We start from the raw sequence: 26094 nt of genomic DNA on the forward strand, positions 1-26094 counted from the left end.
CTCCCTGAGGTGCGAGGAGCGATAGCGACGACACCCCTCCGCTCCCTGAGGTGCGAGGAGCGATAGCGACGAGCCTCGAAGGGTTCCGAGGCGACAAACCTGTTTCCCGGTGACCACCGCTCAGTCAGACTGTGCTGATGCTGTTGACCATCTCCGCCGAACGTTCCCCGACTCTCGACACACCGAGCGATCTCGGCTTTCTGCTGCACAAGCACCCGGAGAAGGTGCAGGCGTTCGATGTATACGGCGGCACAGCTCACGTTTTCTACCCCGAGGTCGACGCCGATCGGTGCACGGCCGCGATGGTCATCGAGGTCGATCCGATTTCCCTGGTGCGGGGGCGTTCTGGAGCTCGGGACGGGTTCGCGCTGGGGCAATACGTGAACGACCGCCCCTACGTTGCGTCGTCGTTGCTGGCGGTGGCGATGGGAAAGGTGTTCCGGTCGGCCCTGCACGGACGCTGCGCGCATCGGGAAGAACTCGCGGATTCGGAATTGGATCTGACGATCGCCCTCCCCGTGGTCCCGGGCGACCCTGCCCTGGTCCGCCGCCTGTTCGAACCCATGGGGTGGGCCGTCACCGCCGACGCGATCGACCTGGATGCCACTCGGCCCGAATGGGGAGCTGCGCCACTGGTGTCACTGACCCTGGTCGGCTCACTTCGTCTGGCCGACGCCCTCAATCACCTGTATGTCCTGCTGCCCGTACTCGATGACGCCAAGCACTACTGGGTGGGCGACGACGAAGTGGACAAGCTCATCCGAGCCGGATCGGGATGGCTTGCCGGCCACCCGGAGCGCGAATTGATCACCCATCGCTACCTGGCCCACCAGCGTGGGCTGAAAGACGCTGCCACGCAACGGCTGGTCGAACTCGACGACCGGCCGGTCGACGACGCGGCGGAAGAAGCCGAACCCGACGTCTCGCGACCGTTGGTGCGGTTGAGGCACGACGCGGTCCTGGATGTGGTGCAGGAGTTCCGGCCGACGACGATCGTCGACCTCGGGTGTGGTCCGGGAGCACTGCTCGGTGCGTTGCTCGAGTTGCGCGGCGTGACAAAGGTGATCGGCACAGACGTGTCCGACTCGTCCCTGTCGAAGGCGGCCAGGCGCCTGCATGTCGACCGGATGACCGAGCGTCAGTCCGAGCGCCTCACCTTGCTGCTGTCGTCGCTGCAGTATGAGGACGACCGACTCGCAGGTCTTGATCTGGCGATTGTCATGGAGGTCATCGAACACATCGACCCGCCCCGGCTCCCGGCGGTCGTCGACAACGTCTTCGGGACCATGCGATCTCGTCGGGTGGTCGTCACGACACCCAACAGCGAGTACAACGTGCGGTATCCGGCGCTGGTCGCCGGCGGCTTCCGACACCCCGACCACCGTTTCGAGTGGACCCGAGAAGAGTTCGGGACCTGGGCCCGCTCGGTGGGTGAATCCTACGGGTACGCCGTCGATCTCCGGTCCGTCGGCGAGTGCGATGAGGAGCTCGGGTCGCCGACGCAGATGGCCGTGTTCACCGAACTGACGACGACGGGGGGAACAGCATGGCCGAACTGAGCATTCCGGAACTGTCCCTGGTCGTCCTGGTCGGAACGAGTGGTTCCGGCAAGTCCGTCTTCGCGGCCACCCACTTCCGTCCGACCGAAGTCGTGTCGAGTGACGAGTGCCGGGCGATGATCTCGGATGACCCGAATGATCAGGCAGCGACGCCAGATGCGTTCGGCTTGCTCGAGTACATCGCGGGCAAGCGCCTCGATCGCGGCCGGCTGACCGTCGTCGACGCCACCAACGTGCAGGCATCGGCACGCCGGTCGCTGCTGGCATTGGCCAAGGATCACGATGTGCTCCCGGTGGCGATCGTCCTCGACCTTCCTGTCGCGCTCACGCTGGAGCGCAACGCTTCTCGACCGGATCGGGACTTCGGCGCCCACGTCGTCAAGCGTCAGCACGACCAACTACGGCGGTCGCTGCGCAATCTGAAGCGTGAGGGTTTCCGCACGATCCACGTCCTGGACTCCCCAGAGGCCGTCGCGTCAGCGTCGATCGTACGGACGCGTCTGTTCAACGACCGGCGGCACGAACACGGTCCATTCGACGTGATCGGCGACGTGCACGGGTGTCGCGACGAGCTGGAAGTCCTGCTCGAACGACTGGGATACGCGGTCCGTCGCGACGACGGCCGCGCAGTGGACGCCGTGCATCCGGATGGCCGCCGAGCAGTGTTCGTCGGCGATCTGGTCGATCGCGGCCCGGACTCGGTGGGCACTCTTCGACTGGTGATGGGTATGGTCGCCGGCGGAAACGCCCTGTGCGTATCGGGAAACCATGAGGCGAAACTCGTTCGAGCACTGGGTCGTGGTAACGTCAAGGCCACCCACGGCCTCCAGGAGACCTTGGACCAGCTCGCGGGCGAGGACGATGCATTCGTCGCCGAGGTGCGCCGGTTCTGCGACGGCCTCGTCGCCCATTACGTGCTCGACGACGGCAGACTCGTCGTCGCACATGCAGGACTCGCGGAGAAGTACCACGGCCGGGCGTCCGGCCGGGTGCGGGCGTTCGCCTTGTACGGCGACACCAGCGGCGAGACCGACGAGTTCGGCCTGCCCATCCGTTACCCGTGGGCCGACGAATATCGCGGTGCGGCAACGGTCTTGTACGGGCACACGCCGGTGCCGGATACCCAGTGGATCAACAACACGATGTGCTTGGACACGGGGTGCGTTTTCGGGGGAAAGCTCACGGCCCTGCGATACCCCGAGCGAGAGGTGGTGTCGGTACCCGCACGGTCGACGTACTACCAGCCCGTTCGCCCCCTGGCCCCGCCGTCGCGCCGCCCGGAGGTGCTGGCACTGAGCGACGTCCTCGGGCATCGCGTCATAGACACCCACCACCTGGGCCGCGTCTCCGTGCGCGACGAGACCGCCGCGGGCGCACTGGAAGTGATGAGCAGGTTCGCGATCCCACCGGCGGAGCTGCTGTACCTGCCGCCGACGATGTCGCCGGTGGACAGTTCGTCGCGCGACGGATTCCTGGAGCACCCGGATCAGGCGTTCGACCACTACGCAAAGCACTCGGTCGCTCGGGTCATCTGCGAGGAGAAGCACATGGGGTCCCGCGCTGTCATCCGGGTGGCGCGCGACGGGTCCGGCTCCGTTCATTCGCGAACCGGACGCGCCTTCTTCGCCGATCAACGGCAGACGGCAGTGCTGTCGCGGATCGCCGAGGCCGTCGCCGCCGCCGGTTTGTGGGCGGAGCTCGACACCGCCCACCTCCTCGTCGACGCCGAGGTACTGCCGTGGACTGCGAAGGCAGAGGCGATGATTCGTGGTCAGTACGCCAGGGTCGGCGCCGCGGCGACGTCCGCGTTGCCGGCCACGATCGACGTACTGACGGCTGCGGAGGCGCGAGGCGCGGACGTCGGCGATCTACTCGCGAGGACCCGGATGCGCGCCGTGAACGCCGGCCTCTTCGTCGACTCCTATCGCCACCACGTTCAACCGATCGCCTCACCGTTGGGTGTGCAGGTGGCGCCCTTCCAGGTCCTCGCCGGGGATGCCGCGACGTATGAGACCCGAGACCATCAGTGGCACCTCGACATCGCCGACCGCCTGGTCGCGGCGGACCCGGAACTCTTCCGGACCACCCGTCGCCTCGTCGTGGAGACCACTGCGGAGTCGTCTCGCGCGGCCGGCGTGACCTGGTGGGAGGACCTCACCGAGAGCGGCGGCGAGGGCATGGTCGTCAAGCCGCTCGGCAATCTCGTGCGCGGACCCAAGGGCCTCGTACAGCCGGGGCTGAAGGTCCGCGGGCGCGAGTACCTGCGGATCATCTACGGTCCCGACTACACCGATCCGTCGACACTGTCCCGTCTCAAGAACCGCAACCTCCGCCTGAAACGGTCGATGGCGCTGCGCGAGTACGCGCTGGGGCTCGAAGCACTCCGCCGAGCAGCGGCCGGAGAGCCCGTGTGGCGCGTCCACCAGTGCGTGTTCGGCGTCCTCGCAATGGAGTCGGAGGCCGTCGACCCGCGGCTCTGACCCCGTGCTCCCCTAGCCGAAGGCCCCCGCCCACTGAGGTGCGAGGAGCGCAAGCGGTCACACCTCTGCTCTCTGAGGTGCGAGGAGCGCAAGCGACCGCCCCTCTGCTCCCTGAGGTGCGAGGAGCGCAAGCGACGAGCCACGAAGGGTCAGAGCGGCCCGGTGGGTAGGTGACGGCGGACCAGCTTGCCGGTGGGGTTGCGCGGCAGCTCGTCGGTGAAGACGATGTCGCGCGGCACCTTGTACCGGGCCAGGTGACCCTTGACGTGGGCTTTGATGTCCTCGGGCGTCGGGTTGGCGTGTTCGGCGACGACGATGAAGGCGCGCAGGCGTTTTCCGTACTCGTCGTCGTCGACACCGATGACCGCGACATCGTCGATGTCGGGATGGCGGCCGAGGAGGTTCTCGACCTCGAGCGGGTAGACGTTCTCGCCGCCGGACACGATCATGTCATCGTCGCGGCCGTCGATGTGGAGGAGTCCGTGCTCGTCGAACCGGGCCATGTCGCCGGTGGACATGTAACCGTCGATGATCTCCTTGTTGCGTCCGTCGGTGTACCCCTCGAACGGGGCACCGTTGCGCACGAACAACCTTCCGCGCACGTTGGTTCCGGAGATCCGCTTGCCGTCGTCGTCGAAGAGCGCCAACCGGCTGGTGACCGGCGCGCGACCCACCGTGCCCGGCGCCAGGCGGAGCTCCTTCGGTTGCGCGACCGTCGCGATCGCCACCTCGGTCGAGCCGTACAGGTTGTAGAGCACGTCGCCGAAGGTGTCCTGCACTGCTTCCGAAAGTGTCGGCGACAGTGCGGAACCCGCGAGCACGATGATCTTCAGCGACGACACGTCGTACTTGCCGATGACATCGGGGCCGAGCGCGACCATGCGGTGCAACATGGTCGGCACCGCCACCAGTACCTCCGCCTTGTGTTCGGCGATCGCCGCGAGCGTCTTCTCCGCATCGAACCGGCGCATCACCACGGTCTTGTTTCCCAGGGCGGTGCCCACGCCCCAGAGCGCGAACCCGGTGGAATGGAAGATCGGCGACACGATCACCATGGAACTGCGTTGCGGAATCGGGATACGGTCCAGGAGAAGAGCACTGGCGAACGGTGACATCTTCGACCGCTGAGCACCCTTCGGCAGGCCGGTGGTACCGCTGGTGAGGATGACCAGCCCGCCCCACTCTGCCGGTTCGGGCGGGGTGGACGTGTCGCCTCCGGAGACGATGTCGTCGAGGGTCCGGACGGCGTCGCCGATCGGGCGGTTGCCGTCGATCCAGGTGACGATGCGCAGGGTGTCGGCGGGCAGGGAGTCGGCGAGGTCGGTGAACTCCTCGTCGTAGAGCATCGCGACGATCTTCTCGCGTTCAGCGACCTCGGCGAACTGGGTCTTGCCGAATCCGGTGTTCATCATGGCGAGGCGGAACCCGGCCTTGCCCGCGGCGCTCATGGTGGTCAGCAGGCCACGATGGTCCCGCGCGATGACACCGATGACCGCTCCGGGCTTGATCCCCGACGACAGCAGGTGGTTCGCGAGCGCGTTGGCGTGTGCGTTCAGTTCACCGAAGGTGAGCTCGCCGTGTTCGTCGGCGACCGCTCCGGCCTCGGGATACTCGTCGGCCCCGTGCGCCACTGCTGCCGCGCACGGGCCGATGATCTTGGCACGCTTGACCGTCGTCAACAGTTCCTTGGGTCGCGTCGGATCCACCAGACCCGCCCGCCTGAGGACCTTGAACGCGCCGAACGCGTCCTGCGCCGATTCGACCACCGTGCCGACTGCACCGGTCACCGAGACCATGTCCACCCCACCTTTCGCGGCTGGGCCGCGTTGTCGCCTTCTTCTGGTCCGGCTGCGCTGTCGACGCACCTCTGGTCACCTTCGTCACCAGCCGCGATACAGGTGCAGGATATTGCCGACGCCGACGAACGATGTCCGTTTCGCCCAAACCGGTGTGCGCACTGCTGTATTCACGACATCTCGCGCCGAGGCCACCGTTCGCAGCCCCGATCGCGGGATCAGCGAGCGGCGAACTCGTGGCGACAGGCTACCAAGTCTGACAACTCACGTCATCAGATTGGAGCCTCCCCACTGACTGTCCCGAGTCGAAGCCCCCACGCCCTCTCGCGTCAGTATGGCGGCGGGTCCAACCGGTCGAGTTCTTCGCGGGCTTGTTTGTTGCGGGCGCGTTCGTGTCGCCGGCGGGCCAGTTTGGCGTCGAGTCGGCTGTGGGTGCGCTCGGGGTTGTCGGCGGACGCGATGATGTGTGGGGTGGGTGGGGCTTGGGCTGCTTGTTCGAAGCGGATGCGCCGCAGGTTGGGGAAGGTGTCTTCTAACGTTTCGGCGTCTCCGGGAACGGTGACGCCTTCGGGGGTGAGGTATTCGGTGACCAGCCGGCCATCCGGGTCGCGGTACTGCTCATCGATCCAGTCGCCGTGGGTTTTGAGGAGGTGCCCGGCGCGGCATTTGGCGTTGAGGTTCTCACTCGAGGTTGCCCCGCCCTGGGTGGGGTGGGTGTGGTCGTACTCGGTGACGTGGTCGAGATCGCAGTCGAACGCCGAACGGGTACAGCCGGGTTCGGTGCAGTATCCGTCCCGGACGCGCACGAAATCGGCGCACGCCCCGGTGGGCCGATACCCGTTACCGGGATGGGTCGCCGGATACACCACCGCCACCGAAGCAGCGGTATCGGTTGTGCTGTCAGGTGTCTTTGCGGCGGAATGGGTGTCGCCACCTGTGCGGGTTTCCGCAGCCGACGCCGGACGCTGCGCGGTCCGCTGTGCATCGTCGAGGCTTGCGAGGTAGGTGGGTTGGGTGCGGGCCGGGGTGACCGGAGTGAGGGTGGCATCAGGGCGGGCGGCGAGGTCACGCACATGCTCATCGGAGATGATGCCGTGCTCGTCGAGGAACCCCACCCCCGGCGCTCCGGCCAGGGTCGCAGCATCGGTGACCACATGAATCACGACCTCGGCACGGACCGCGTCGAGCACACTCTGCGGGTCCTGGATGACGGCGATGCAGGGCTCGTCGTCGTCGCACTGACACTCGAAGCTGGTCCGGGTCAACAGCGCGAACATCGCATCGGACTGCCGTATCCCTTTGGTGCGGCCGTCTCGCTTGCAGACCGCGTCAGCGAGAATGCCAACGGCTTTGGCCGCGATTCGTACGTTCTCTGCCGACATCACTGCGGTCAGTTCGGCGGTCCCGTCAGGCAGTTCATGGGTCCACACCCCACGCTTGTCCAGGGCATCTTTGCGGCGTTCACGCACCGCATCCGGATCATGACGAAACACCAGCCGATCGACCATGTCCCGCAGGCGGGCCCGGTCCCACACCCCGTGCGGCGGCGCAGCGTTGCGGCGATCTCGGCGTCGAGGACCGGAGTGATCGGGTCATCGGCGGGGATCAACTCGGTACGCGAGAGGATCAACCGGATCTGCCACTGCGACACAATCCCGTCCCGCAGCGTCTCCGCGGTGTCCGGTAACCGGTCCCGCAGCGCAATCGCCTCATCGATCAGAACTTCAGCTTGCCGACGCGACACCCCGCCCTGGCGGGCGATACGGGCCGCGCAGTCGGCGTGGCCGTCCATCACAAACCCGTCGGCGGTGGTGGTGACCAGACGGTCGGCCATCACCGCGATCGTCTGATACCGGTGCCATGCCAGATAGGACTCGCCGCGTCGTGTCGCGTCGAGGCCGGCCATCAACAGCACCATGTCGGTCTCGCCAGCACGGGCAGGATCGACCCCGGCGACGAACTCGCCCGGCAGATCGGTCCACACCGCCACCACGCACCCCCCGACACGCTGACCCCGACCCACCCCAGGCCGGGGCGTGATCTGTTACCCACCAATCTAAACGCCGCCACCGACGATTCCGGAGATCAGTCCACAAGCTGCACGCGACATACCGGATCTGTTGTTGCGCAGCCGCAATGGCCGACAGGTGGTTTCGACTCGGCGCCTCGCTACGCTCGGTGCCGGCTCAACCAGCGGGAGGGCGGCTCAACCAGCAGCGAGGGCGGCACCCCGACGCCCGGAGGTGGCCCAGCCAGCAGAAGGGCGGCTCCGCCGACCATCACACCGACGTCGCGCGAGCCCGTCCGAGCATCGCGTGGGCGACGGTGTCGACGTGCACGGCGTGGTCCTGGAACAGCAGCTGATCGGTCTTGGCCCGCCGGAAGTGATGATGCAGCGGGTGCTCCCACGTGAACCCGATGCCGCCGTGGATCTGGATGGCCTCCTCGGCGGCGAACATCGCGGCGCGCGAGGCCAGCACCCGTGCCGAGGCGGCACGCTCGGCCAGTTCCACGTCGTCGAAGCGGTCGGCGTCCGCAGCGTCGAGGACGGTTGCCTCAGCCAGTTCGGTGGCCACCAGCATGTCGACGAGGCGATGCTTGAGCGCCTGGAACGACCCGATGGTCCGGCCGAACTGTTGCCGCGTCTTCGCGTAGTCCACGGTCATCTCGAGGCACTGGCGGGCAATCCCCACCTGCTCGGCGGCCAGCGCGATCATCATCAGCGAGCGCGCCCGGCCCAGGCGTTTCGCGAGCTGCGGACCCGACACCCGGACCGCTTCCGCGCCCGCGAACTCGACGCAGGCGAACTCCCTTGTGAGATCGAGGCTTTCGCGCACATCGCGGCGGACTCCGGCAGCGCCGCCCTCCACGACACCCAGCTCCACCCCCGATGCGCTGTGCGCCACGACCACCAGCACGTCGGCCGACGCGGCGTCGAGGACGACGTCCTGACGACCGTTCAGGAGGAGCGTGCCCCGCTCGGAGAGTTCGGCGTCGATCGACGAGGACACGACCGCGGAACCGCAGACGAGCGCCGCACGACGCTCACCGGTCACGATGGCCGGCAGCTGCGCTCGCCTGCCCTCGTCGTCGGCGGCGTGGAGCAGGGTGAGGCCGGCCATGATCACCGACGAGAGATAGGGCGAGGAACCGAGACGGCGACCGTGGGCGGTCATCACGACCGACGCGTCCTTCAACCCGTATCCGGCCCCGCCCAGGTCCTCGGGGAACGGGATCTCGGTCAGGCCGAGCTCCCGAATCGACGACCAGAGATCCTGTGCGGGAGCGTGATCCGACCACGCATCGGTGAGGGCAGCCTGTAGATCGCGCTGCTCCACGGTGAGTTCGATGGGCATGTGTACTCCTAGCGGGGTTCGCGCGGCAGTCCGAGGCCGCGTTCGCCGATGATGTTCCGTTGGATCTCGTCCGAGCCGCCCGCGATGCGGTAGCCGGGTGCGCCGAGTAGATGCTCCGACCATGCGAAGGTGTCGGACTCACCGGTGTCGGCGATGATCCGGTCGCCGAGAAACGATGCTGCCGCGTCGCCGACGCGCTTCAGGTTCTGCGTCCACACGAGTTTCCCGATGGAACCCTCGACTCCCGGGACGGCACCGGCGCGCTCACGTTCGGCGTAGCGCGCCACCATCAGTGCCGCTGCCCGTTCGTAGATCGCGGCGTCCCCGAGGCGCTGCCGGACAAGCGGGTCGTCGGACAGCCCGAGACGGTCGACGAGACGAGCGAGATCGACGCTGTTGCCACCGGCACTGACGATTCCGGCGCTGGAGTTCCGTTCGAAACCGAGTGTGGTGAGCGCGACCTTCCATCCGTCGCCCTCGGCACCGACCCGCAGGGAATCCGGCAGCTCGACATCGGACAGGAAGACCTCGTTGAACGTCGATCCGCCGGACATCTGCCGGATCGGCCGGATCTCGACGCCGGGCGTGTCCATCGGCACCATGAATGCGGTCATGCCCTTGTGTTTCGGCACCGACCGGTCGGACCGGGCGATGAGCAGACCCCACTCCGAGAATTGCGCGCCGGAGCTCCACACCTTCTGGCCGTCGATCCGCCAGGTGTCCCCGGTACGCACCGCTTTCGTCGACAACCCGGCGAGGTCCGAACCCGCTCCGGGTTCGGAGAACAGCTGGCAGCACAGCTCGTCCGCGCGCAGGAACGGGCGGACGAACCGTTGCCGCTGCTCCTCGGTGCCCAGCGCGTGCAGGGTCGGCGCGACCAATTCCACTGTCACCAAGACATTCTCATGGCGTTCGGGCGTCTGGTACCCGCGTTCGAGATTCACATAGACGCGTTCATGACCCGCTGTCAGGCCCGGGCCGCCCCAGTCCGGACCCCAGGTGATCGCGCCGAAGCCCGCGTCCACGCGTCGTGCCTGCCAGGCCCGAGCCGCGTCGATCAGCGCGCGTTCCTCGTCGTGGGTCCGGTTGTGGAAGATGGCGTAGTTCGGTTCGTGCTCCTGTGTAGCCCGCGCGGGGAGTTCCGCGTCGAGCCAGGACCGTGCCTGGGTTTCGTAGTCGTCGAGCGTGATCGCGCCCGGCATCGTGGTCGTCATTCTCGTTGTCCCTGTCCTGCTCGGTGTGGCGGTCGTACTCGGAGTTTCACTGACGCAGCGCTTCTCATCTCTCGTGTGCAGCGGAGATGGTCACGGCCTGCATCTGTGGCGGTGTGACCGCACGGTCGCGCGTCCAGTCGCGGAGGGCGAATTTCTGGATCTTCCCGCTCGCCGTCTTCGGCAGGGAATCGACGACGAAGATGCTCTCCGGAACCTTCTGCATCGCGATTCCTCTCGCGGAGAGGAACTCCCGTACCTCCTCGAGTGTGAGATCGACGGCGTCCCGGGTGACGACGAAGGCGCACCCACGCTCTCCGGTCCGGGGATCCGGCCCGGCGACGACCGCGATCTCGGTGACGGCGGGGTGTTCGCTCAATTCGTTCTCGACATCGTGCGTGCTGATCTTCTCGCCGGACCGGTTGATGATGTCCTTGATCCGGCCGGTGATGTGGATGCCGCCCTGGGCGTCGAAGTAGGCGAGATCCCCGCTGCGGAAGAACCCGTCGGCGGTGAAGGCCTCCTCGTTCAGCGAGGCGTCGAGGTATCCGAGACAGGTGTCGGGTCCGCGCCAGAACACCTCCCCGACGACGCCGGTCGCAGCGCCGCCCCCGGCTCCGTCGGACACGATGACCTCGGTCGGGGCCAGCACGCGTCCATCCGTGCCGGTCCGCAGGTACGGATCATCCGATCTGTTCGCCGACGTCACCGAGGGTCCCTCCGTGGCCCCGTACATCCGCGTGACGGTGCCGAGCACCTCGGTCGCCCGGGTCACCAGCGAGTCCGGGATGTCGGCGCCCCCGCAGATGATGTACCGCACCGACGGGGTCCGGACGCCCCGCACGGTGGCGGCCTCGAGCAGGCCCCGCAGGAACGGCGTTGCGAAGATCATGAAACTCGCGTTGTTCTCGAGCACCCTGGTCAGCGCGACTTCGGGGTCCCACACGTCCTGCAGCACCACCGGCGCACCGAGCAGGAACGGCAGGGTCAGGGCACAGTTCACCCCGGTCACGTGCGTCACCGGTGACGGGTTGAACACGACGTCGCGCTCGTTGAGCCCGAACGTTTCGATCATCGAGCTGTTCTCGAAGACCAGCGTGTTGTGACTGTGCAACGCCCCCTTCGGGTCCGCGGTCGTTCCCGACGTGTACAGCAGCAGGCAGACGTCGTCGGGATCGGCGCGGGGCAGCGCGCGCACGGTCTCGATCATCTCCGGCGTCGCGGAATCGATCAGCGACATGAGGTCGACAGCCCCGGCGTCCGAGGTCGCGCGTCCGGTCGTCACCACCAGCTCGAGTTCCGGAAGTTGCTGCCGCAGAGAGGCATACATGGCCTCGTGATCGAAGCCCCGGTGCGTTCCGGGAACGAAGGCGGCCTTGGTTCGTGCCTGGCCCAGAATGAAACCGACTTCACGCTCGCGATAGATCGGCACGATCGGGTTCGCGACACCGCGAACCCGGTGGATCGCATGGAAGACGACGACCGCGTCGGCGGAGTTCGGGAGCTGGAAGGACACCACGTCCCCCGGTCGGACGCCGCGGTCGTACAGCGCGGCGGCGAGGCGCAGGGACTCGCGCTCGACGTCGGCAAATGTCAGTCGCCGGTCACCGTCGATGATCGCGACGACGTCCGGATACAGCGCGGCGGCGCGCTCGACGAAGTGGTCGACGGTCTTGTCCCGCCAGTGGCCCGCCGCCCGGTACTGCTCGGCGAGGTCGGGATGTGGAGAGTGCGTGGGACGCATGGTGTTTCCTCTGGGAACTCTTGCCGATTGCTCGTGTCGCGTTCTACAGTAACCCACGTCTCACTAAATATGTACATATTAGTGCTCCCAGCGCCCTTCCCTCAGAAAGAGACCCCATGGCAACCCAGGATCAACGGAGCCGGCGTGCGGTGATCGCCGCCGGCGTCGGAACGGTGGTCGAGTACTACGACCTGACGGTGTACGCATACCTCGCGGTGGTGGTCAGCCCGCTGTTCTTCCCGAGCGACGACCCGACCGCGTCCCTGTTGTCGAGCCTCGCGGTGTTCGCGTCGGCGTACCTCATGCGGCCGATCGGCGGCATCTTCTTCGGCCGCCTCGGCGACCGCTTCGGCCGCAAACGCGCGCTGCTGGTGTCGGTCATCCTGATGGGTGTGGGCACCACGCTGATGGCCCTGCTGCCGACGTACGCCGCGGTCGGGGTCCTCGCGCCGATCCTGCTGGTCGTCGCCCGGCTGCTGCAGGGCTTCTCCGCGGGCGGCGAGCTCGGTGGTGCGCTCACCTATGTCTACGAGGTCGTCGGACCGAAGCGCCGCGGCCTGGGCGGGTCGATCGTCGCGCTGGGATCGAACAGCGGCTTCGCGCTCGCCGCGATCGTCGTGGCGACGACCTCGGCACTGACCTCCGAGGCACAGATGGACAGCTGGGGCTGGCGAGTCCCGTTCGTCGCCGGACTCCCGCTGTTGCTGCTCTGCCTCTGGCTGCGGACCCGCATCGAGGACTCGCCGGAGTTCACCAAGACCGCCGAGCGTCGCGAACTCCCGAAGGCACCGCTGCGAGAACTGTTGCGCAGCCAGCCGATCCAGGTCCTGCAGGTACTCGGTCTCGGTATCGCGCAGAACGCGACCGGGTACATGGTGCTCACCTACATCGGCATCCATCTCGTGCGTGAGGGCGGTTACAGCCAGACCGCGGTCACCTGGACCGCGGCCGGTGTCATCGTGTTCGTCGCCGCATGCATGCCGATCGCGGGACTCCTGGTGGATCGCTACGGAAGTCGACCCGTCCTCATCGCCGGCCTGCTGACGGCGGCGACGCTCGCGTACCCCGCGATGGCCCTGATGACCGGGCACGGCCTCGCGGTCGCGGCCCTCGCCTTCGCGGTGTTCGCGCTGTGCACCCCGCTGATCCAGGTCGCCACCGCACCGTTGTTCCCGTCCTTGTTCGACACGAAGGTCCGTCTGACCGGCGTGGCGCTCGGCTTCAACCTCTCGACGGTCCTGGCCGGCGGCACCGCCGCGTACATCGCCACGTGGCTGATCGACCGCACGGGCAACTCACTCGCGCCCGCCTACTTCCTCATCGGCGCCAGCGCGATCGGACTGCTGACACTGATGACGATCCGGCGGAAGGCACGGGCCCTCGGGGACGCCACCGACGCCACCGGCGACGCAGTGGCTGCCCCCGCCCGTTCCTGACCCGAACGGCGCCATCCGGTACCCGAGGGGCGAATCCGACGAAACGGACGCGGGCCGCCACCAAGCGTGTGGTCCGCGTCCGTGTGGGCATACTGTTCGAGAACTCGATCCCCTCGAACCCCGGAGGTTCCCGTGGCCAGTGGTCTCGTCGCCTTGCTCGACGACATCGTGACCCTCACCCGGGCCGCCGCGGCGTCCCTGGACGACATCGGTGCGGCGGCCGGCAAGGCCAGCGTCAAGGCGGCGGGCGTGGTGGTCGACGACACTGCCGTCACGCCCCGTTACGTCCACGGTTTCACCCCCGACCGGGAGCTTCCGATCGTGCGGAAGATCGCCATCGGATCGATCCGCAACAAGCTGCTCATCATCCTGCCGGTCGCGATGATCCTGAGTCAGTTCCTCCCCGGCGCCCTTCCCTACCTGCTGATCGCCGGCGGCCTCTTCCTGTGCTTCGAGGGCGCCGAGAAGGTATGGGAGGCCATCGGCGGCGGCCACCACGCCGAGGAGCAGACCGCCGGTGAAGCCGGGCCCGAGTTCGAGAAGACGATGGTCAGCGGCGCGATCCGCACCGATCTGATCCTGTCCGCGGAGATCATGGTCATCTCGCTGTCGTCGGTCGAGTCCGAACCCTTCTGGACACGCCTGGCCGTCCTCGTGGTCGTCGCCGTCCTGATCACGGCGCTCGTCTACGGCGTCGTGGCGATCATCGTGAAGATGGACGACGTCGGTCTGGCACTGGCACAGCGCGAGTCACCCCTGCTCCAGAAGACCGGTCGGGGTCTCGTCCGCGCCATGCCCACGATCATGTCGACGCTGACGGTCGTCGGCATCGCGGCGATGCTCTGGGTGGGCGGTCACATCCTGATCGTCAACGTCGGCGAAGCCGGTTTCCACTGGCCGGCGGACCGCCTCCACGACGTCGAGCACTGGTTCGGCGAACTTGTCCACGGCGGGTTCGGCTCCGTCCTCTCGTGGACGGCGGGCACCGTGTTGTCCGCCGTCGTCGGCCTCGTCGTCGGTGCGGTGATCGTGGCGATCCTGCACGTCATCCCGCGCCGGAAGAAAGACGCCGCCCCCGCGCACTGACCCCCGCACCCGTCGACCGTGCGTCGTCTTCCGTCGACTGGGCGTCGTTGTCCGTCGACTGGGCGCCCGATCACGCGAGCAGGCGCCAGAGGCCTATCAGTCCGACGACGACGATCACCCCGCGAAGCGCGCGGGGTGAGAGCCGACGTCCGTATCTGGCGCCCAGGAAGCCACCGGCCAACGAGCCGATCGCGATGGCCGCTGCCGCCCACCAGTCGATCCGGTCGAACGCCACAAGCGTGTACGTGACGGCGGCGACAACGTTGACGACCAGGCTCAGCAGGTTCTTCGCGGCGTTCATCCGTTGGAGGTGATCGGGGACGATCACCCCGAGGACGCCCATCAGGAGGATGCCCTGCGCAGCGGTGAAGTACCCGCCGTAGACGCCGACGGCGAATGTCCCGACGGTCATCGCGGCGATCCGCACGGGACCGAGATGCGGGGGTGTGAGATCACCGCCGTGAGTGGAGCGACCACCCACCCATTTCTGGATGTAGGGCTGCGCGACGACGAGAATCAGCGCGGCGACGAGCAGGACCGGGACGACCGTCTCGAACACCGTCTCGGGCAGGTGGAGCAGGAGCCAGCAGCCGATGATCGCGCCGGCGAACGACGCCGGCATCTGCCAGCGGAGACGCATCCACTGCCCCTCGAGTTCGCGCCGATAACCCCACGTACCCGACACCCCGCCGGCCACCAGACCGATCGCATTGGACATGGTCGCGGTCACCGGCGGAACCCCGAAAGCGACCAGCGTCGGAAACGTGATGAGCGTCCCACTTCCGACGAGGGCGTTGATGGCTCCCGCCCCGACGCCGGCGACGAGCACGGCGGCCAGTTCCCAGATGGTCACAGTCTCCGAGAGTGCCCTCCGGGAGATTCGGCGGGTTCACCGGGGTGGCTTCGAGCCTTCTGTCAGTTGAGGCGGTCGCCACTGGATGGGTCGAACAGGTGCACCGCGCTGTCGGACTGGCGCAGGCGGATGCCCTCGCCCCGCTTGGCGGGTGCCCGCTCGGCCGACCGCGCGACCATCACCATCGGGTCGCCGTCGAGGTTGCGCACCGAGTCGTCGGCGAGGTTGGCGTAGATGTAGCTCTCGCTGCCGAGCTCCTCCAGGAGAGCGACATCGGCGTTGAGGCCGGTGCCGTTGTCCGACAGCGTGAGGTGCTCCGGACGGATGCCCACGACGACCGAGTCGAGACCGGAACGACGCAGGGCCGCCTGCGCTTCGGCGTCGATGTCCACGGCAGCACCCGACACGGTGATCACGCCGTCGACGACCGGTGCGACGAAGAGGTTCATGCCCGGAGATCCGATGAACCCCGCCACGAACGAGTTCACCGGTCGGTCATAGAGTTCCGTCGGCGTGGAGAACTGCTGCAGGACACCATTCTTGAGCACAGCAACGCGGTCGCCCATCGTCATCGCCTCGACCTGGTCGTGTGTGACATAAACCGTCGTGGTGCCCAGGCGTCGCTGCAGGGCAGCGATCTGAGTGCGGGTCTGGACACGGAGTTTGGCGTCGAGGTTCGACAGCGGCTCGTCCATGCAGAAGACCTGGGGTTCGCGAACGATGGCGCGGCCCATGGCGACGCGCTGCCGTTGTCCGCCAGAGAGTTTGGCGGGCTTGCGATCCAGGAAGTCGGTCAGGTCGAGCAAGCGGGCCGCCTCGGCGACCTTCTGTTTGCGCTTCTCGGCCGGCACACCGCGCATCTTGAGCGCGAAGCCCATGTTCTCGCCGACGGTCTTGTTCGGGTACAGCGCGTAGTTCTGGAAGACCATCGCGATGTCCCGGTCCTTCGGGGCGACGCCGACCATGTTGTCCCCGCCGATCCGGATCTGGCCGGAATCGATCTCCTCGAGACCGGCGAGCATCCGCAGCGCCGTCGACTTTCCGGACCCGGATGGCCCGACGAGGACCACGAACTCACCGTCGGCGATGTCCAGGTCCAGCGAGTCGACGGCGAGCTTGTCCGCGCCGGGGTAGACGCAGCAGGCCTTGTCGTAGGTGATGGAAGCCATGATGTTCTCCGGTTTCTACAAAGGTGTTGTGCGAGTGCGTGTCAGAGGGGACGGGTCACTTGATTGCGCCGCGCTGGGACCGATGGCGCGATGCCGAACTGAGCTGTCACTTGATCGCGCCGAACGAGAGGCCGCGGACGAGTTTGTTCTGGGCGATCCAGCCGCAGATGACGACCGGGAGCGCGGCGAGCACCGACGCCGCGGACAGTTGCGCCCAGTACAGACCCTGACCGGACATGAAGCCGGTCAGGAACACCGGCATCGTCTGCGCGTTGACCGCGGTCATGTTGACGGCGAAGAAGAACTCGTTCCAGGAGAAGATCACGCAGATCAGTGCTGTCGCTGCGATTCCCGGCGAGATCAGCGGGAGGATCACCTCGCGCACCGAGGTCCAGAGACTCGCGCCGTCGATGCTGGCGGCCTCGAGCAGTTCCCCGGGCACCTCGAGGAAGAACGAGCGCATCATCCACACGGCGATCGGGAGGTTCATGGCCGTGTACAGGATGATGAGGGTCCAGATGTTGTCGAGCATCCCGATCTCGCCGACGATCACGTAGAGGGGGATGATCGCGGCGACGATCGGCAGCATCTTGGTGCTGATGAAGAAGAACAGCGCGTCCTTGGTCTTGCGTACCGGCCGGAGTGACAGTGCGAACGCCGCGGGTACGCCGAGCAACAGCACCAGGATCGTCGAGACGATGGTCGCGAACACCGAGTTCAGCAGGGGTGTACCGATTCCCGCGTCGAAAACGTCCCGGAACTGCTGCAGTGTCGGTTCGAAGAAGAAGGTCGGCGGGTTCGTCGCCGCGTCGCTCTCCTGCTTGAACGCGGTCAGTACCATCCACAGCACCGGGAAGAAGAAGCCGATCGCGAGGATCCAGGTCACCGCGGTCAGCGCCGCTTGACGTGGCCGGCGCCGACGTCGGATCTCGGTGTCGGGCTTGTCGTCTGCGCTACCCGCCGAAGCACGGTCGGAGCGTATGTCGGTGGTCATCAGGCCGGCTCCTCTGTTCCGGAGAATGATGTGAAGATCAGCCGCAGGGCCAGGGTGGCGACGACGATCGTGCCGACCACGGTCACCACGCCCATCGCCGCGGCCTGGCCGATGTCGAAGCCGAGGAACGCGCGCTGGTAGATGTAGTACGACAGATTCGAACTGGACACTCCCGGGCCGCCAGAGGTCATCATGTACACCGCGTCGAAGGTGTTGACCAGGTAGATCGCGCCGAGCACCGCACCGAGTTCGATGAAGCGACGCAGGTGCGGCAGCGTCAGTTCCCGGAAGAGCCGGAAGCTGGTGGCGCCGTCGACGCGCGCCGCCTCTTGGATGTCACGGGGCATCGACTGCAGACCCGCGAGGATCAGCAGCATCATGAAAGGCGTCCACTGCCAGACCAGTTCGGCCATCACGCTCATCAGCGGGAACTCCGACAGCCAGTCGGTCTCGATGCCGAACGGACTCAGGGCCCAGTTGACGAGACCGTTGGTCGGCGACAGCAGGCTGGTCTTCCACAGCAGCGCGGCCGCCACCGGGGTGACGAGGAACGGAGTGATCAGCAACGTGCGGACCACCCCGCGGCCGAGGAACTTCCGGTCGAGCAGCAGCGCGAAGAGCAGGCCCAGGAGCACCGAGATCAGTACGGTGCCGACGATCAACAGGATCGTGTTCACGGTCACTCGCCAGAACTGGCTGTCGCCGAAGACCGCGACGTAGTTGTCGAGGCCGACGAATGCTCGCGAGTCCGGGCGCACCAGGTTCCACGACTGCGTGGAGTAGTACAGCGTGAACACGAAGGGGATCTGGGTGACCACGATCAGGAAGATCAGGGCAGGGAGAAGCGGACCACGTCGGCGCCATCCCTCGGCACGCGTGACGTGATCGCGCGAGGACCTCAGCGGCGCCGTCGGCGCGGTGTCGGGTGGCGGAGTGGAGACTGCGGTGGCCATGATCACTGCTCCCTCTGGTAGGACTTGCCGACGACCTGGGCGTACTCCTGCGCCTGCGCGAGCGCGTCGTCGACGCTGATCTGGCCGGCGATCGCTGCCGAGATCTGCTGGCTCACACGGGTTCCGAGATCCTGGAACTCGGGGATGGCGAGGAACTGGACGCCGGTGTAGGGCACCGGCTGCAGGGTCGGCTTCAGCTGGTTCGCCGCACGCATCGCGCTCAGCGTCTGCTCGGCGAACGGGGCGGCGAGTTCCTTGTAGGCCGGCAGCTCGTACGTGGACAGGCGGCTGCCCGGCGGTACGTGACTGGGCCCCAGGGTCTCCGAGACGTACTCGATGTAGCTCTTGCTGGTCATCCACCGGATGAACTTCCACGCCTCGTCCTGGTGCTTGCTGCTGGTGGGGATGCCCAGTGACCAGGTGTAGAGCCAGCCGTTGTCGCCTTTGGCCATGCTCGGGGCGGGCAGGTAGCCGACGTCACCCGCGATCGACGAGGTGTCCGGGCTCTCCAGCACCGACACCGCGGACGTCGCGTCGTACCACATCGCAACCTGGCCCTGCGACAACAGGTTTCCGCATTCCTGGAACCCGGACGACGCCGCGCCGGCCTCACCGTGGTTCCGGACCGTGTCGACGTAGAACTTCACCGCTGCGGCCACCTCGGGACTGTCCAGCTGCGCATTCCAGTCCTCGTCGTACCAGCGTCCGCCGAACGCGTTGATCACGGTGTTCAGCGGGGCGAGCACCTCGCCCCAGCCGGGTTTGCCGCGCAGGCAGATCCCCGCCGTGCGCTCGTTGTCGAGTTTCGCCGCCGCTTCGGCGACCTGGGGCCACGTCGGCTGAGGCGGCAATGACACCCCGGCCTCGGCGAACAACTTCTTGTTGTACATCAGGAATGACGACTCGCCGTAGAACGGCGCCGAGTACATCGAACCGTCGTGGGACAGAGCCGTCTTCAGCGTCGGGATGAAGTCGTCGGCGTCGTAGTCGGGATCGGCGTCCATATACGGGGTCAGGTTCACGAGCCAGCCGTACTCGCCCCACATCGGGGTCTCGTAGTTGCTGATCATCACGACGTCGAATTCACCGCCGCCGGTGGCCACCGATGCGGTGATCTTGGCGCGCGCCTCGTTCTCGGAGAGGGTCACGAACCGCACCGAGACGCCGGGATTCTGCTCCTCGAACTGCGTGGACAGCTTCACCGCGTCCTGCATCTGCGAGTTGGAGACCATCGCGACGGTGATCTCGCGACCTCCGCCGCCGGTGAGTGAACCCGCGCCGGAGCAGCCGGTGAGCACCAGCGCCACGGTCGCGATCATCGCACCCAGCGCCCATCGCACTCGCTGTCGGGAGAACGTCATTGTTCGCCTTTCTCTTGCATCACAAGCCATTCGGCGGTCTCCACATCGGTGACGAGAATGGTGGCGTAGCCACCACGCAGCGCGCCGAGGATGGATTCGCGACGGTGTGTCCCACCGGACACGAGGATCGAGGTCGGGCAGGCACGGACCGCGTCGAGTGATACCGAGACGGTCCGGTCGACGAGGCTGGAGGGGACGGCGCCGCCGTTCGCGTCGTAGAAGCGTCCGCCGATCTCCCCGACCGCGCCGAGGTCGAGCAGTTCGTCGAGGACGACCGCGTCGATGAACGAGCCCTCGAACAGAGTTGTCGAGGTCGACACCGAGCCGACACCGAACAACATCACCTGCGCACCGCGCGCCGCCGAGAGTGCCTGCGACAGGATCGAATCACGGTTCACGGCGGTGACCGTCTCCGGGTCGACGTAGAGCGGTGCGACCAGCCGCAGCGGTCGGGCATGGAGCCGTTCGGAGAATCGCGAGAGCGCGTGGTCGACGCCGGTGTGGTACTCGACGGAGGTCATCGAGCCGTCCATCTGCACGACCCGCTGACACGAGGCGGACGCAGCCATGGCGTCGGCGACGGCCACTTGTTCGGGCCCCCAGGTGAATCCGAAGGTGTCCGTCGGCTGAATCCGTCGGGTCAGCACCGACGCCCCCGCTCGACCGAGGGCGGCGTTGCCGGTGGTGGTGCCGTCGGCGACCTCGTCGATGACGAGGACCTCGTCGAGCCCCAGGGTCTCCTCGACCGCGCGTTCCAGATCGGTGTGGATGGATGCCGACAGGTGCGCCGGGGCCGATACCGACACCTGCACGAGACCCTGTGCCCTGGCTCGCGCGACGAGCCGGCCGGCCGTCGGGCGCGACACCCCGAGTCGGCCCGCGATCTCGGCCTGGGTGAGTCCCTCGAGGTGGTACATGGTCGCGGCGCGGACAAGGAGTCGCAGATCCTGGCCGGAGTCGCCACCGCCGCGCGGCGTGGCCACACGCGGCACGGCATGGGTCTCCCCCTCCGCGCCGATCGCCGACTTTCGAGGTGCCATCCGAGGGTGCCCCTTCACGTCCATTCGCCGTCACCACCGAGCCGTGGTGGTGAGCATCTGCTCACTGGCGGTCAATATGCTCAATAAGCTAGCATCTGGGTGTGACCCACGCAACAGTCGATCGCCGCTTATCCCGCATACCGGACGACATGCGCGCCGGCGTACTGCACCCCGACCTGACGGTGACCACCGAACGTCGCCGGTCACCCGAACCCGGAGCCGGCGACGTCACGGTGGCCGTTCGCGCAGTGGGCGTATGCGGCTCGGACACCCACTACCTCCGCCACGGACGGATCGGTGAGTACGTGGTCCGCGATCCGCTCGTTCTCGGCCACGAAGCCGCCGGAGTGATCGTCGCCGTCGGGAACGGCGTCGACCGGGCCCGGATCGGCGAGCGGGTCTCGATCGAGCCGCAACGTCCCGACCCGACCACGCCGGAGAGCAAGCGCGGTGACTACCACCTGTGCCCGCGGATGCGGTTCTATGCGACACCCCCGGTCGACGGCGCTTTCGCCGAATTCGTCACCATCGGAGCCGATTTCGCTCATGCGGTACCTCCTGGGGTCTCGGACGAGGCGGCCGCCCTGTTCGAGCCCCTCTCCGTGGGCATCGCCGCCATGCGCAAGGCCGAGGTCGCAGCCGGTGGCTCCGTGCTGATCGCCGGCGCCGGACCGATCGGCCTGATGGTCGCCCAGGTCGCGCGGGCGTCCGGTCTCGCGCGCATCGTCGTGAGCGAGCCGGACGAGCAACGCCGTCTGCGCGCGCGGGATTTCGGCGCGACGACGCTGATCACACCCGGCACGGAGATCGAACGGGTGGATGCGTTCGTCGACGCGAGCGGAGTCGCCGGCGCGGTCCGAGAAGGCCTGTCGCGGGTTCGCCCCGGCGGACGTGTGATCCTGGTCGGCATGGGCGCCGACACCATGGAACTCCCGATCTCGCTCATCCAGAATCGCGAACTGGTCGTGACCGGGGTGTTCCGCTACGCCAACACGTGGCCGACCGCACTGGCCCTGGCCCGGACGGGAGCAGTGGATCTCGATGCCATGGTGACCGCGCGGTTCGGCCTCGACGAACTGACGGACGCGCTCAACGCCGATCGCGTTCCCGGGAACATCAAAGCGGTGGTCTACCCGGCCATCTCGCGCTACGAACCGAACTCGGACGACGATGCCGAGACCGTCACGACCCGGCCGGAGGGAACCCGCCGATGAGCACATCGCTGACCGACGAGACGTTGCCGCGGCTCGATGGCGTCGACACGCCCGCGTTCGATCGCGCGGCGGTGACCCCGGGGATCGTCCACTTCGGTGTCGGCGCCTTTCATCGCGCGCACCAGGCGATGTACCTCGACCGCCTTCTCGCCGCCGACCCGTCGGCGAACGACTGGGGCATCTGCGGGGTCGGTGTCCGCACCGCCGACGCCGCCATGCGGGACGCCCTCGTCCCACAGGACGGACTGTTCACCCTCACCCTCAAGCATCCCGACGGCGCCGTGGAGACCTCGGTCGTCGGCTCGATCGTCGACTATCTGTACGCACCGGACGATCCCGAGAAGGTGATCGACCGGTTGAGTGACCCGGCGACGCGGATCGTCTCATTGACCGTCACCGAGGGCGGTTACAACTTCTCACCGTCGACCGGCGAGTTCGACGCCACGAACCCGGACATCGTCGCCGACCTCGAGGCGAGTGCGCCGCCACGCACCGTGTTCGGACTGGTGACCGAAGCGCTGGCTCGACGCCGCGAACGCGGGACACCGTCGTTCACGGTGATGTCCTGCGACAACATCGAGGGCAACGGCCACATGGCCCGTTCGACCTTTCTCGCCTACGCCCGGTTGCGCGACCCGGAACTCGCGGGGTGGATAGAGGACAACACGCGCTTCCCGAACTCGATGGTCGATCGGATCACCCCGGCGACGCCGCCCGACCTGGCCGACGAGGTCGAGGATCGCACCGGCATCGTCGACAACTGGCCGGTCGTCGCCGAACCGTTCACCCAATGGGTCCTCGAGGACGACTTCGCGATGGGACGTCCGGCGCTGGAGAAGGTGGGGGTCCAGGTCGTCGACGACGTGACCCCCTACGAGCTGATGAAACTGCGACTGCTCAACGCTGGCCACCAGGCGCTGTGCTACTTCGGTTATCTGCTCGGGTACCGCTACGTCCACGACGCCGCTTCCGACCCCGACATCCGTACTCTGCTGCGTCGCTACATGACCGAAGAGGGAGCGACCACGCTCCGCCCCCTCCCCGGCGTGGACGTCGACACCTACATCGACACCCTGCTCGAACGATTCGCCAACCCCGCGATTGCCGACACCATCGCCCGCCTCTGCCAGGACTCGTCCGACCGCATCCCGAAGTGGCTGGTGCCGGTCATCCGCGAGCGCCTCGAGCAGGATCAGCGAAGCGACCTGGCCGCCGCGGTCGTGGCGAGCTGGACCCGGTACGCCGAGGGCGTCGACGAGGCAGGCGACCCGATCGACGTCGTCGATCCTCTTGCGGCCGATCTCGTTCCGCGAGCGCAGCGCTCACGGACCAATCCCCTCGCATTCGTCGCCGATCCCGACCTGTTCGGGACTCTCGCGGAAAAGCCGTTGTTCACGGAGCCGTACCTGTCCGCGCTGGAGTCGTTGCGCAGCAGGGGCGCTCGTGCCACGCTCGCCGGTCTGCTCGCATGACGACGCTGGTCGCCGGGATCGATTCGTCGACGCAGTCGTGCAAGGTCGTCGTGTGCGATGCCGTCACCGGACGGGTGGTGCGCGCCGGGCAGGCACCACATCCTCCCGGGACCGAGGTGCACCCGGATCACTGGTGGGACGCACTGTGTTCGGCGGCGAGCGAGGCCGGCGGGCTCGAGGACGTCGCGGCGGTCTCGGTCGCGGGCCAGCAGCACGGCATGGTGTGCCTGGACGAGGCGGGGCGCGTCGTCCGAGACGCGTTGCTGTGGAACGACACCCGCTCCGCACCGAGCGCGACCGCCCTCGTCGCCGAACTGGGCGGCCCGCAATCCTGGGCACGCTCGGTCGGTGTGGTACCGGTGGCATCGATCACCGCGACCAAGCTCCGCTGGCTGGCAGACCACGAGCCCGAGCACGCCGACGCCACCGCGGCGGTCTGCCTACCCCATGACTGGCTCACCTGGCGCCTGCGCGGGAGCACCGACATCGGTGAACTGATCACCGACCGAAGCGACGCCTCGGGAACCGGCTACTTCAGCGCAGCGGCTGGTGAGTACCGAGTCGATCTGCTGGAGAGAGCGTTTCGGGGTCGACGGCCGCTGCTCCCCCGCGTACTCGGCCCCGCAGAGCGGGCCGGGACCACCCCGTCGGGGGCCGTCGTGGGCGCGGGGGCCGGTGACAACGCCTCAGCCGCACTGGGATTGCATGCCGGGCCCGGAGATGCGGTCGTGTCCCTGGGGACGTCGGGCGTGGTCAGTGCCGTCGGCGACGTGGCGCCGGATGACCCGTCAGGTCTGGTGGCCGGGTTCGCCGACGCGACGGGGCGTCACCTGCCGCTGGTCTGCACGCTCAACGGCGCACCGGTGCTGTCGGCGACCGCGACGATGCTCGGCGTGGACCTGGCCGCGTTCGCGCGGTTGGCGATGTCGGCCGAGCCGGGCGCGGGTGGCGTCACGATGGTGCCGTACCTCGCCGGCGAACGGTCACCGAACCTTCCCCAGGCGACCGGCACACTGGCGGGCCTGACCTCCGCCAATTTCACGCCGGCCTCGATCGCGCGAGCAGCCGTCGAAGGTCTCATCTCGTCGCTGGTCTTCTGCCGCGAGCAGATCGAGGGGCAGGGCGTCGGGGTCGATCGGGTGTTGCTCACCGGGGGTGGCGCGAAATCGGCAGCGGTCCGCGAGATCGCGCCGGGCTTGTTCGGCGGCGAGGTCGTCGTACCCGCCGACGGCGAACACGTGGCGCTCGGTGCGGCGCGTCAAGCAACCTGGGCGCTGACCGGCGAACTCCCCGTGTGGGAGTCTCCGACCCACACGCTCACCGGACCACCCACTCCCGAGGTGTACGCCCGGTACCGCGAGGCCGCGCGGATGGTCGCGCACGCGCAGGGGTCGTCCGGCTGATACGCCGAAGTCGCGCGCCGAGCGGTCGCACCGGGGACAATGACCCGCAGGTCGGACAACCGAGGAGTGCGCGATGGTCGATTGGGACGGCGAGCGTTACGCGGACGTGAGCGCGTTGCAGCGCATGGTCGCCGAGGACTCGATCGGGGATCTGGAACTCGCCGGCACCGAGCGACTCCTGGATGTCGGATGCGGCGACGGCTTCATCACGATGCTGCTGGCCGATCGGCTTCCGTCGGGAACTGTTGTGGGCGTCGACGCTTCGCGGCGGATGATCGAACGCGCGCTGGACCGTGTGCCGGCCGACAACCTGCGCGTGCAGTTCCACGTCGACGACGTCCTCGCCCTGCCGTTCGACGACGACTTCGACATCGCGGTGTCGTTCAACGCCCTTCACTGGGTCCACGATCAGGGCGCCGCCCTGCGCGGAATCGCCCGGAGCCTCGTCGACGGGGGCCGGGCGGTACTGCAGATGGTGTGCGCAACCGACCGACCCAGCATCGAGGACGTCGCCATGCAAGTCGCGGCGCAACCGGAGTGGCAGCGCCACTTCGACGGCTTCGACGCGCCGTACGTCCATGTGGAGCCACCTCGGTTCGGGGAACTGGCCACCGACGCCGGCTTCACCGTCGACGACCTGACGGTGAAAGACCTGAACTGGCAGTTCGACTCGGTCGACGACTTCCGCGCCTGGTTCGCGGTCGGGGCGTCGGACTGGACGAGCCGGTTGCCGGACGGCGCGGTCGATGACTTCGTCGATGCCGTCGTCGATCGCTACACCGACGTCGTCGGTGAACCCGCACTGTTCCGCTTCAGCCAGTTACGCGCCTCGCTGACCAGGCCGTAGCGCGAAAGCAACGCCCCCACCCGCCCCGCTCTGCTCCCTGAGGAGCGCCCGGAGCTTGCGGAGGGCGCGTCACGAAGGGTCCGGTGACCGAGCCGACGGACCCTTCGTGACGCTCGCAAG

General features: G+C 67.5%; 18 protein-coding genes and 1 pseudogene. 8 read left to right on the forward strand and 11 right to left on the reverse strand.

Features of this window, described 5'->3' with window-relative positions:
• Nucleotides 1-137 precede the first annotated feature (137 nt).
• Nucleotides 138-1559: a 3' terminal RNA ribose 2'-O-methyltransferase Hen1 gene (locus BCM27_RS23955; RefSeq protein WP_033204260.1), complete on the forward strand. Its 1422-nt coding sequence runs from the start codon at nucleotides 138-140 to the stop codon at nucleotides 1557-1559.
• Nucleotides 1547-4039, forward strand: a complete 2493-nt coding sequence (locus BCM27_RS23960) for a polynucleotide kinase-phosphatase (protein WP_004020455.1) — start codon at nucleotides 1547-1549, stop codon at nucleotides 4037-4039. Before BCM27_RS23955 ends, BCM27_RS23960 begins: the two co-directional genes overlap by 13 nt.
• Before the next feature lie 149 nt (nucleotides 4040-4188).
• Here BCM27_RS23960 and BCM27_RS23965 read toward each other — a convergent pair whose 3' ends face one another.
• The 5 genes and pseudogenes from BCM27_RS23965 to BCM27_RS23985 all read right to left on the reverse strand — a co-directional run bounded on the left by BCM27_RS23965 (nucleotide 4189) and on the right by BCM27_RS23985 (nucleotide 12146).
• Nucleotides 4189-5835 carry an acyl-CoA synthetase gene (locus BCM27_RS23965; RefSeq protein WP_004020456.1) on the reverse strand — a complete coding sequence of 549 codons (1647 nt, stop codon included), beginning with the start codon at nucleotides 5833-5835 and terminating at the stop codon, nucleotides 4189-4191.
• Between the two features lie 329 nt (nucleotides 5836-6164).
• A pseudogene (locus BCM27_RS23970) lies at nucleotides 6165-7858 on the reverse strand (HNH endonuclease signature motif containing protein).
• 256 nt (nucleotides 7859-8114) lie between these two features.
• Nucleotides 8115-9191, reverse strand: a complete 1077-nt coding sequence (locus BCM27_RS23975) for an acyl-CoA dehydrogenase family protein (protein ID WP_004020459.1) — start codon at nucleotides 9189-9191, stop codon at nucleotides 8115-8117.
• Between the two features lie 8 nt (nucleotides 9192-9199).
• A complete protein-coding gene (locus BCM27_RS23980; protein ID WP_004020460.1) occupies nucleotides 9200-10405 on the reverse strand; it encodes an acyl-CoA dehydrogenase family protein in 1206 nt (401 codons plus the stop codon).
• Nucleotides 10406-10469: 64 nt separating this feature from the next.
• The gene (locus BCM27_RS23985; protein ID WP_004020461.1) at nucleotides 10470-12146 is read right to left on the reverse strand and encodes an AMP-binding protein; all 1677 of its coding nucleotides are present in this window, start codon (nucleotides 12144-12146) and stop codon (nucleotides 10470-10472) included.
• Between the two features lie 116 nt (nucleotides 12147-12262).
• Between BCM27_RS23985 and BCM27_RS23990 the strand changes: the two genes are divergently transcribed.
• Nucleotides 12263-13582 carry an MFS transporter gene (locus BCM27_RS23990; RefSeq protein ID WP_033204149.1) on the forward strand — a complete coding sequence of 440 codons (1320 nt, stop codon included), beginning with the start codon at nucleotides 12263-12265 and terminating at the stop codon, nucleotides 13580-13582.
• Nucleotides 13583-13714: 132 nt separating this feature from the next.
• Nucleotides 13715-14668 (forward strand): DUF808 domain-containing protein, encoded by a 954-nt coding sequence (locus tag BCM27_RS23995; RefSeq protein ID WP_004020463.1) that lies wholly within the window; start codon nucleotides 13715-13717, stop codon nucleotides 14666-14668.
• Between the two features lie 70 nt (nucleotides 14669-14738).
• On the opposite strand, the gene BCM27_RS24000 is transcribed toward BCM27_RS23995, so the two are convergent.
• The 6 genes from BCM27_RS24000 to BCM27_RS24025 all read right to left on the reverse strand — a co-directional run bounded on the left by BCM27_RS24000 (nucleotide 14739) and on the right by BCM27_RS24025 (nucleotide 21038).
• The gene (locus tag BCM27_RS24000; protein WP_004020464.1) at nucleotides 14739-15521 is read right to left on the reverse strand and encodes a sulfite exporter TauE/SafE family protein; all 783 of its coding nucleotides are present in this window, start codon (nucleotides 15519-15521) and stop codon (nucleotides 14739-14741) included.
• A 62-nt stretch (nucleotides 15522-15583) separates the two neighbouring features.
• Nucleotides 15584-16690, reverse strand: a complete 1107-nt coding sequence (locus BCM27_RS24005; protein WP_004020465.1) for an ABC transporter ATP-binding protein — start codon at nucleotides 16688-16690, stop codon at nucleotides 15584-15586.
• Between the two features lie 106 nt (nucleotides 16691-16796).
• A complete protein-coding gene (locus BCM27_RS24010; protein WP_004020466.1) occupies nucleotides 16797-17684 on the reverse strand; it encodes a carbohydrate ABC transporter permease in 888 nt (295 codons plus the stop codon).
• The gene (locus tag BCM27_RS24015) at nucleotides 17684-18637 is read right to left on the reverse strand and encodes a carbohydrate ABC transporter permease (RefSeq protein WP_004020467.1); all 954 of its coding nucleotides are present in this window, start codon (nucleotides 18635-18637) and stop codon (nucleotides 17684-17686) included. Before BCM27_RS24015 ends, BCM27_RS24010 begins: the two co-directional genes overlap by 1 nt.
• A gap of 2 nt (nucleotides 18638-18639) precedes the next feature.
• A complete protein-coding gene (locus tag BCM27_RS24020; RefSeq protein ID WP_004020468.1) occupies nucleotides 18640-19998 on the reverse strand; it encodes an ABC transporter substrate-binding protein in 1359 nt (452 codons plus the stop codon).
• Nucleotides 19995-21038, reverse strand: coding sequence for a sugar-binding transcriptional regulator (locus tag BCM27_RS24025; protein ID WP_004020469.1), 1044 nt, complete (start codon nucleotides 21036-21038; stop codon nucleotides 19995-19997). The genes BCM27_RS24020 and BCM27_RS24025 overlap by 4 nt, the downstream gene beginning before the upstream one ends.
• A 149-nt stretch (nucleotides 21039-21187) precedes the next feature.
• Between BCM27_RS24025 and BCM27_RS24030 the strand changes: the two genes are divergently transcribed.
• From BCM27_RS24030 to BCM27_RS24045, 4 genes are all read left to right on the forward strand, one after another.
• A complete protein-coding gene (locus BCM27_RS24030; RefSeq protein WP_004020470.1) occupies nucleotides 21188-22252 on the forward strand; it encodes an NAD(P)-dependent alcohol dehydrogenase in 1065 nt (354 codons plus the stop codon).
• Nucleotides 22249-23724 carry a mannitol dehydrogenase family protein gene (locus BCM27_RS24035; RefSeq protein WP_004020471.1) on the forward strand — a complete coding sequence of 492 codons (1476 nt, stop codon included), beginning with the start codon at nucleotides 22249-22251 and terminating at the stop codon, nucleotides 23722-23724. The genes BCM27_RS24030 and BCM27_RS24035 overlap by 4 nt, the downstream gene beginning before the upstream one ends.
• Nucleotides 23721-25127, forward strand: coding sequence for a xylulokinase (gene xylB / locus BCM27_RS24040; protein ID WP_004020472.1), 1407 nt, complete (start codon nucleotides 23721-23723; stop codon nucleotides 25125-25127). Before BCM27_RS24035 ends, xylB begins: the two co-directional genes overlap by 4 nt.
• Nucleotides 25128-25200: 73 nt before the next feature.
• Nucleotides 25201-25974 (forward strand): class I SAM-dependent methyltransferase, encoded by a 774-nt coding sequence (locus BCM27_RS24045; RefSeq protein WP_004020473.1) that lies wholly within the window; start codon nucleotides 25201-25203, stop codon nucleotides 25972-25974.
• Nucleotides 25975-26094 lie beyond the last annotated feature (120 nt).

The sequence above is a fragment of the Gordonia terrae genome (assembly GCF_001698225.1).
Taxonomy (GTDB): Bacteria; Actinomycetota; Actinomycetes; order Mycobacteriales; family Mycobacteriaceae; genus Gordonia; species Gordonia terrae.

What these genes read in the sequence shown, in the direction of transcription:
- BCM27_RS23955 (WP_033204260.1), top strand. Translation starts at nt 138, where the DNA reads ATGCTGTTGACCATCTCCGCCGAACGTTCCCCGACTCTCGACACACCG.
- BCM27_RS23960 (WP_004020455.1), top strand. Translation starts at nt 1,547, where the DNA reads ATGGCCGAACTGAGCATTCCGGAACTGTCCCTGGTCGTCCTGGTCGGA.
- BCM27_RS23965 (WP_004020456.1), bottom strand. Translation starts at nt 5,835, where the DNA reads ATGGTCTCGGTGACCGGTGCAGTCGGCACGGTGGTCGAATCGGCGCAG.
- BCM27_RS23975 (WP_004020459.1), bottom strand. Translation starts at nt 9,191, where the DNA reads ATGCCCATCGAACTCACCGTGGAGCAGCGCGATCTACAGGCTGCCCTC.
- BCM27_RS23980 (WP_004020460.1), bottom strand. Translation starts at nt 10,405, where the DNA reads ATGACGACCACGATGCCGGGCGCGATCACGCTCGACGACTACGAAACC.
- BCM27_RS23985 (WP_004020461.1), bottom strand. Translation starts at nt 12,146, where the DNA reads ATGCGTCCCACGCACTCTCCACATCCCGACCTCGCCGAGCAGTACCGG.
- BCM27_RS23990 (WP_033204149.1), top strand. Translation starts at nt 12,263, where the DNA reads ATGGCAACCCAGGATCAACGGAGCCGGCGTGCGGTGATCGCCGCCGGC.
- BCM27_RS24005 (WP_004020465.1), bottom strand. Translation starts at nt 16,690, where the DNA reads ATGGCTTCCATCACCTACGACAAGGCCTGCTGCGTCTACCCCGGCGCG.
- BCM27_RS24010 (WP_004020466.1), bottom strand. Translation starts at nt 17,684, where the DNA reads ATGACCACCGACATACGCTCCGACCGTGCTTCGGCGGGTAGCGCAGAC.
- BCM27_RS24015 (WP_004020467.1), bottom strand. Translation starts at nt 18,637, where the DNA reads ATGGCCACCGCAGTCTCCACTCCGCCACCCGACACCGCGCCGACGGCG.
- BCM27_RS24020 (WP_004020468.1), bottom strand. Translation starts at nt 19,998, where the DNA reads ATGACGTTCTCCCGACAGCGAGTGCGATGGGCGCTGGGTGCGATGATC.
- BCM27_RS24025 (WP_004020469.1), bottom strand. Translation starts at nt 21,038, where the DNA reads ATGGCACCTCGAAAGTCGGCGATCGGCGCGGAGGGGGAGACCCATGCC.
- BCM27_RS24030 (WP_004020470.1), top strand. Translation starts at nt 21,188, where the DNA reads ATGCGCGCCGGCGTACTGCACCCCGACCTGACGGTGACCACCGAACGT.
- BCM27_RS24035 (WP_004020471.1), top strand. Translation starts at nt 22,249, where the DNA reads ATGAGCACATCGCTGACCGACGAGACGTTGCCGCGGCTCGATGGCGTC.
- xylB (WP_004020472.1), top strand. Translation starts at nt 23,721, where the DNA reads ATGACGACGCTGGTCGCCGGGATCGATTCGTCGACGCAGTCGTGCAAG.
- BCM27_RS24045 (WP_004020473.1), top strand. Translation starts at nt 25,201, where the DNA reads ATGGTCGATTGGGACGGCGAGCGTTACGCGGACGTGAGCGCGTTGCAG.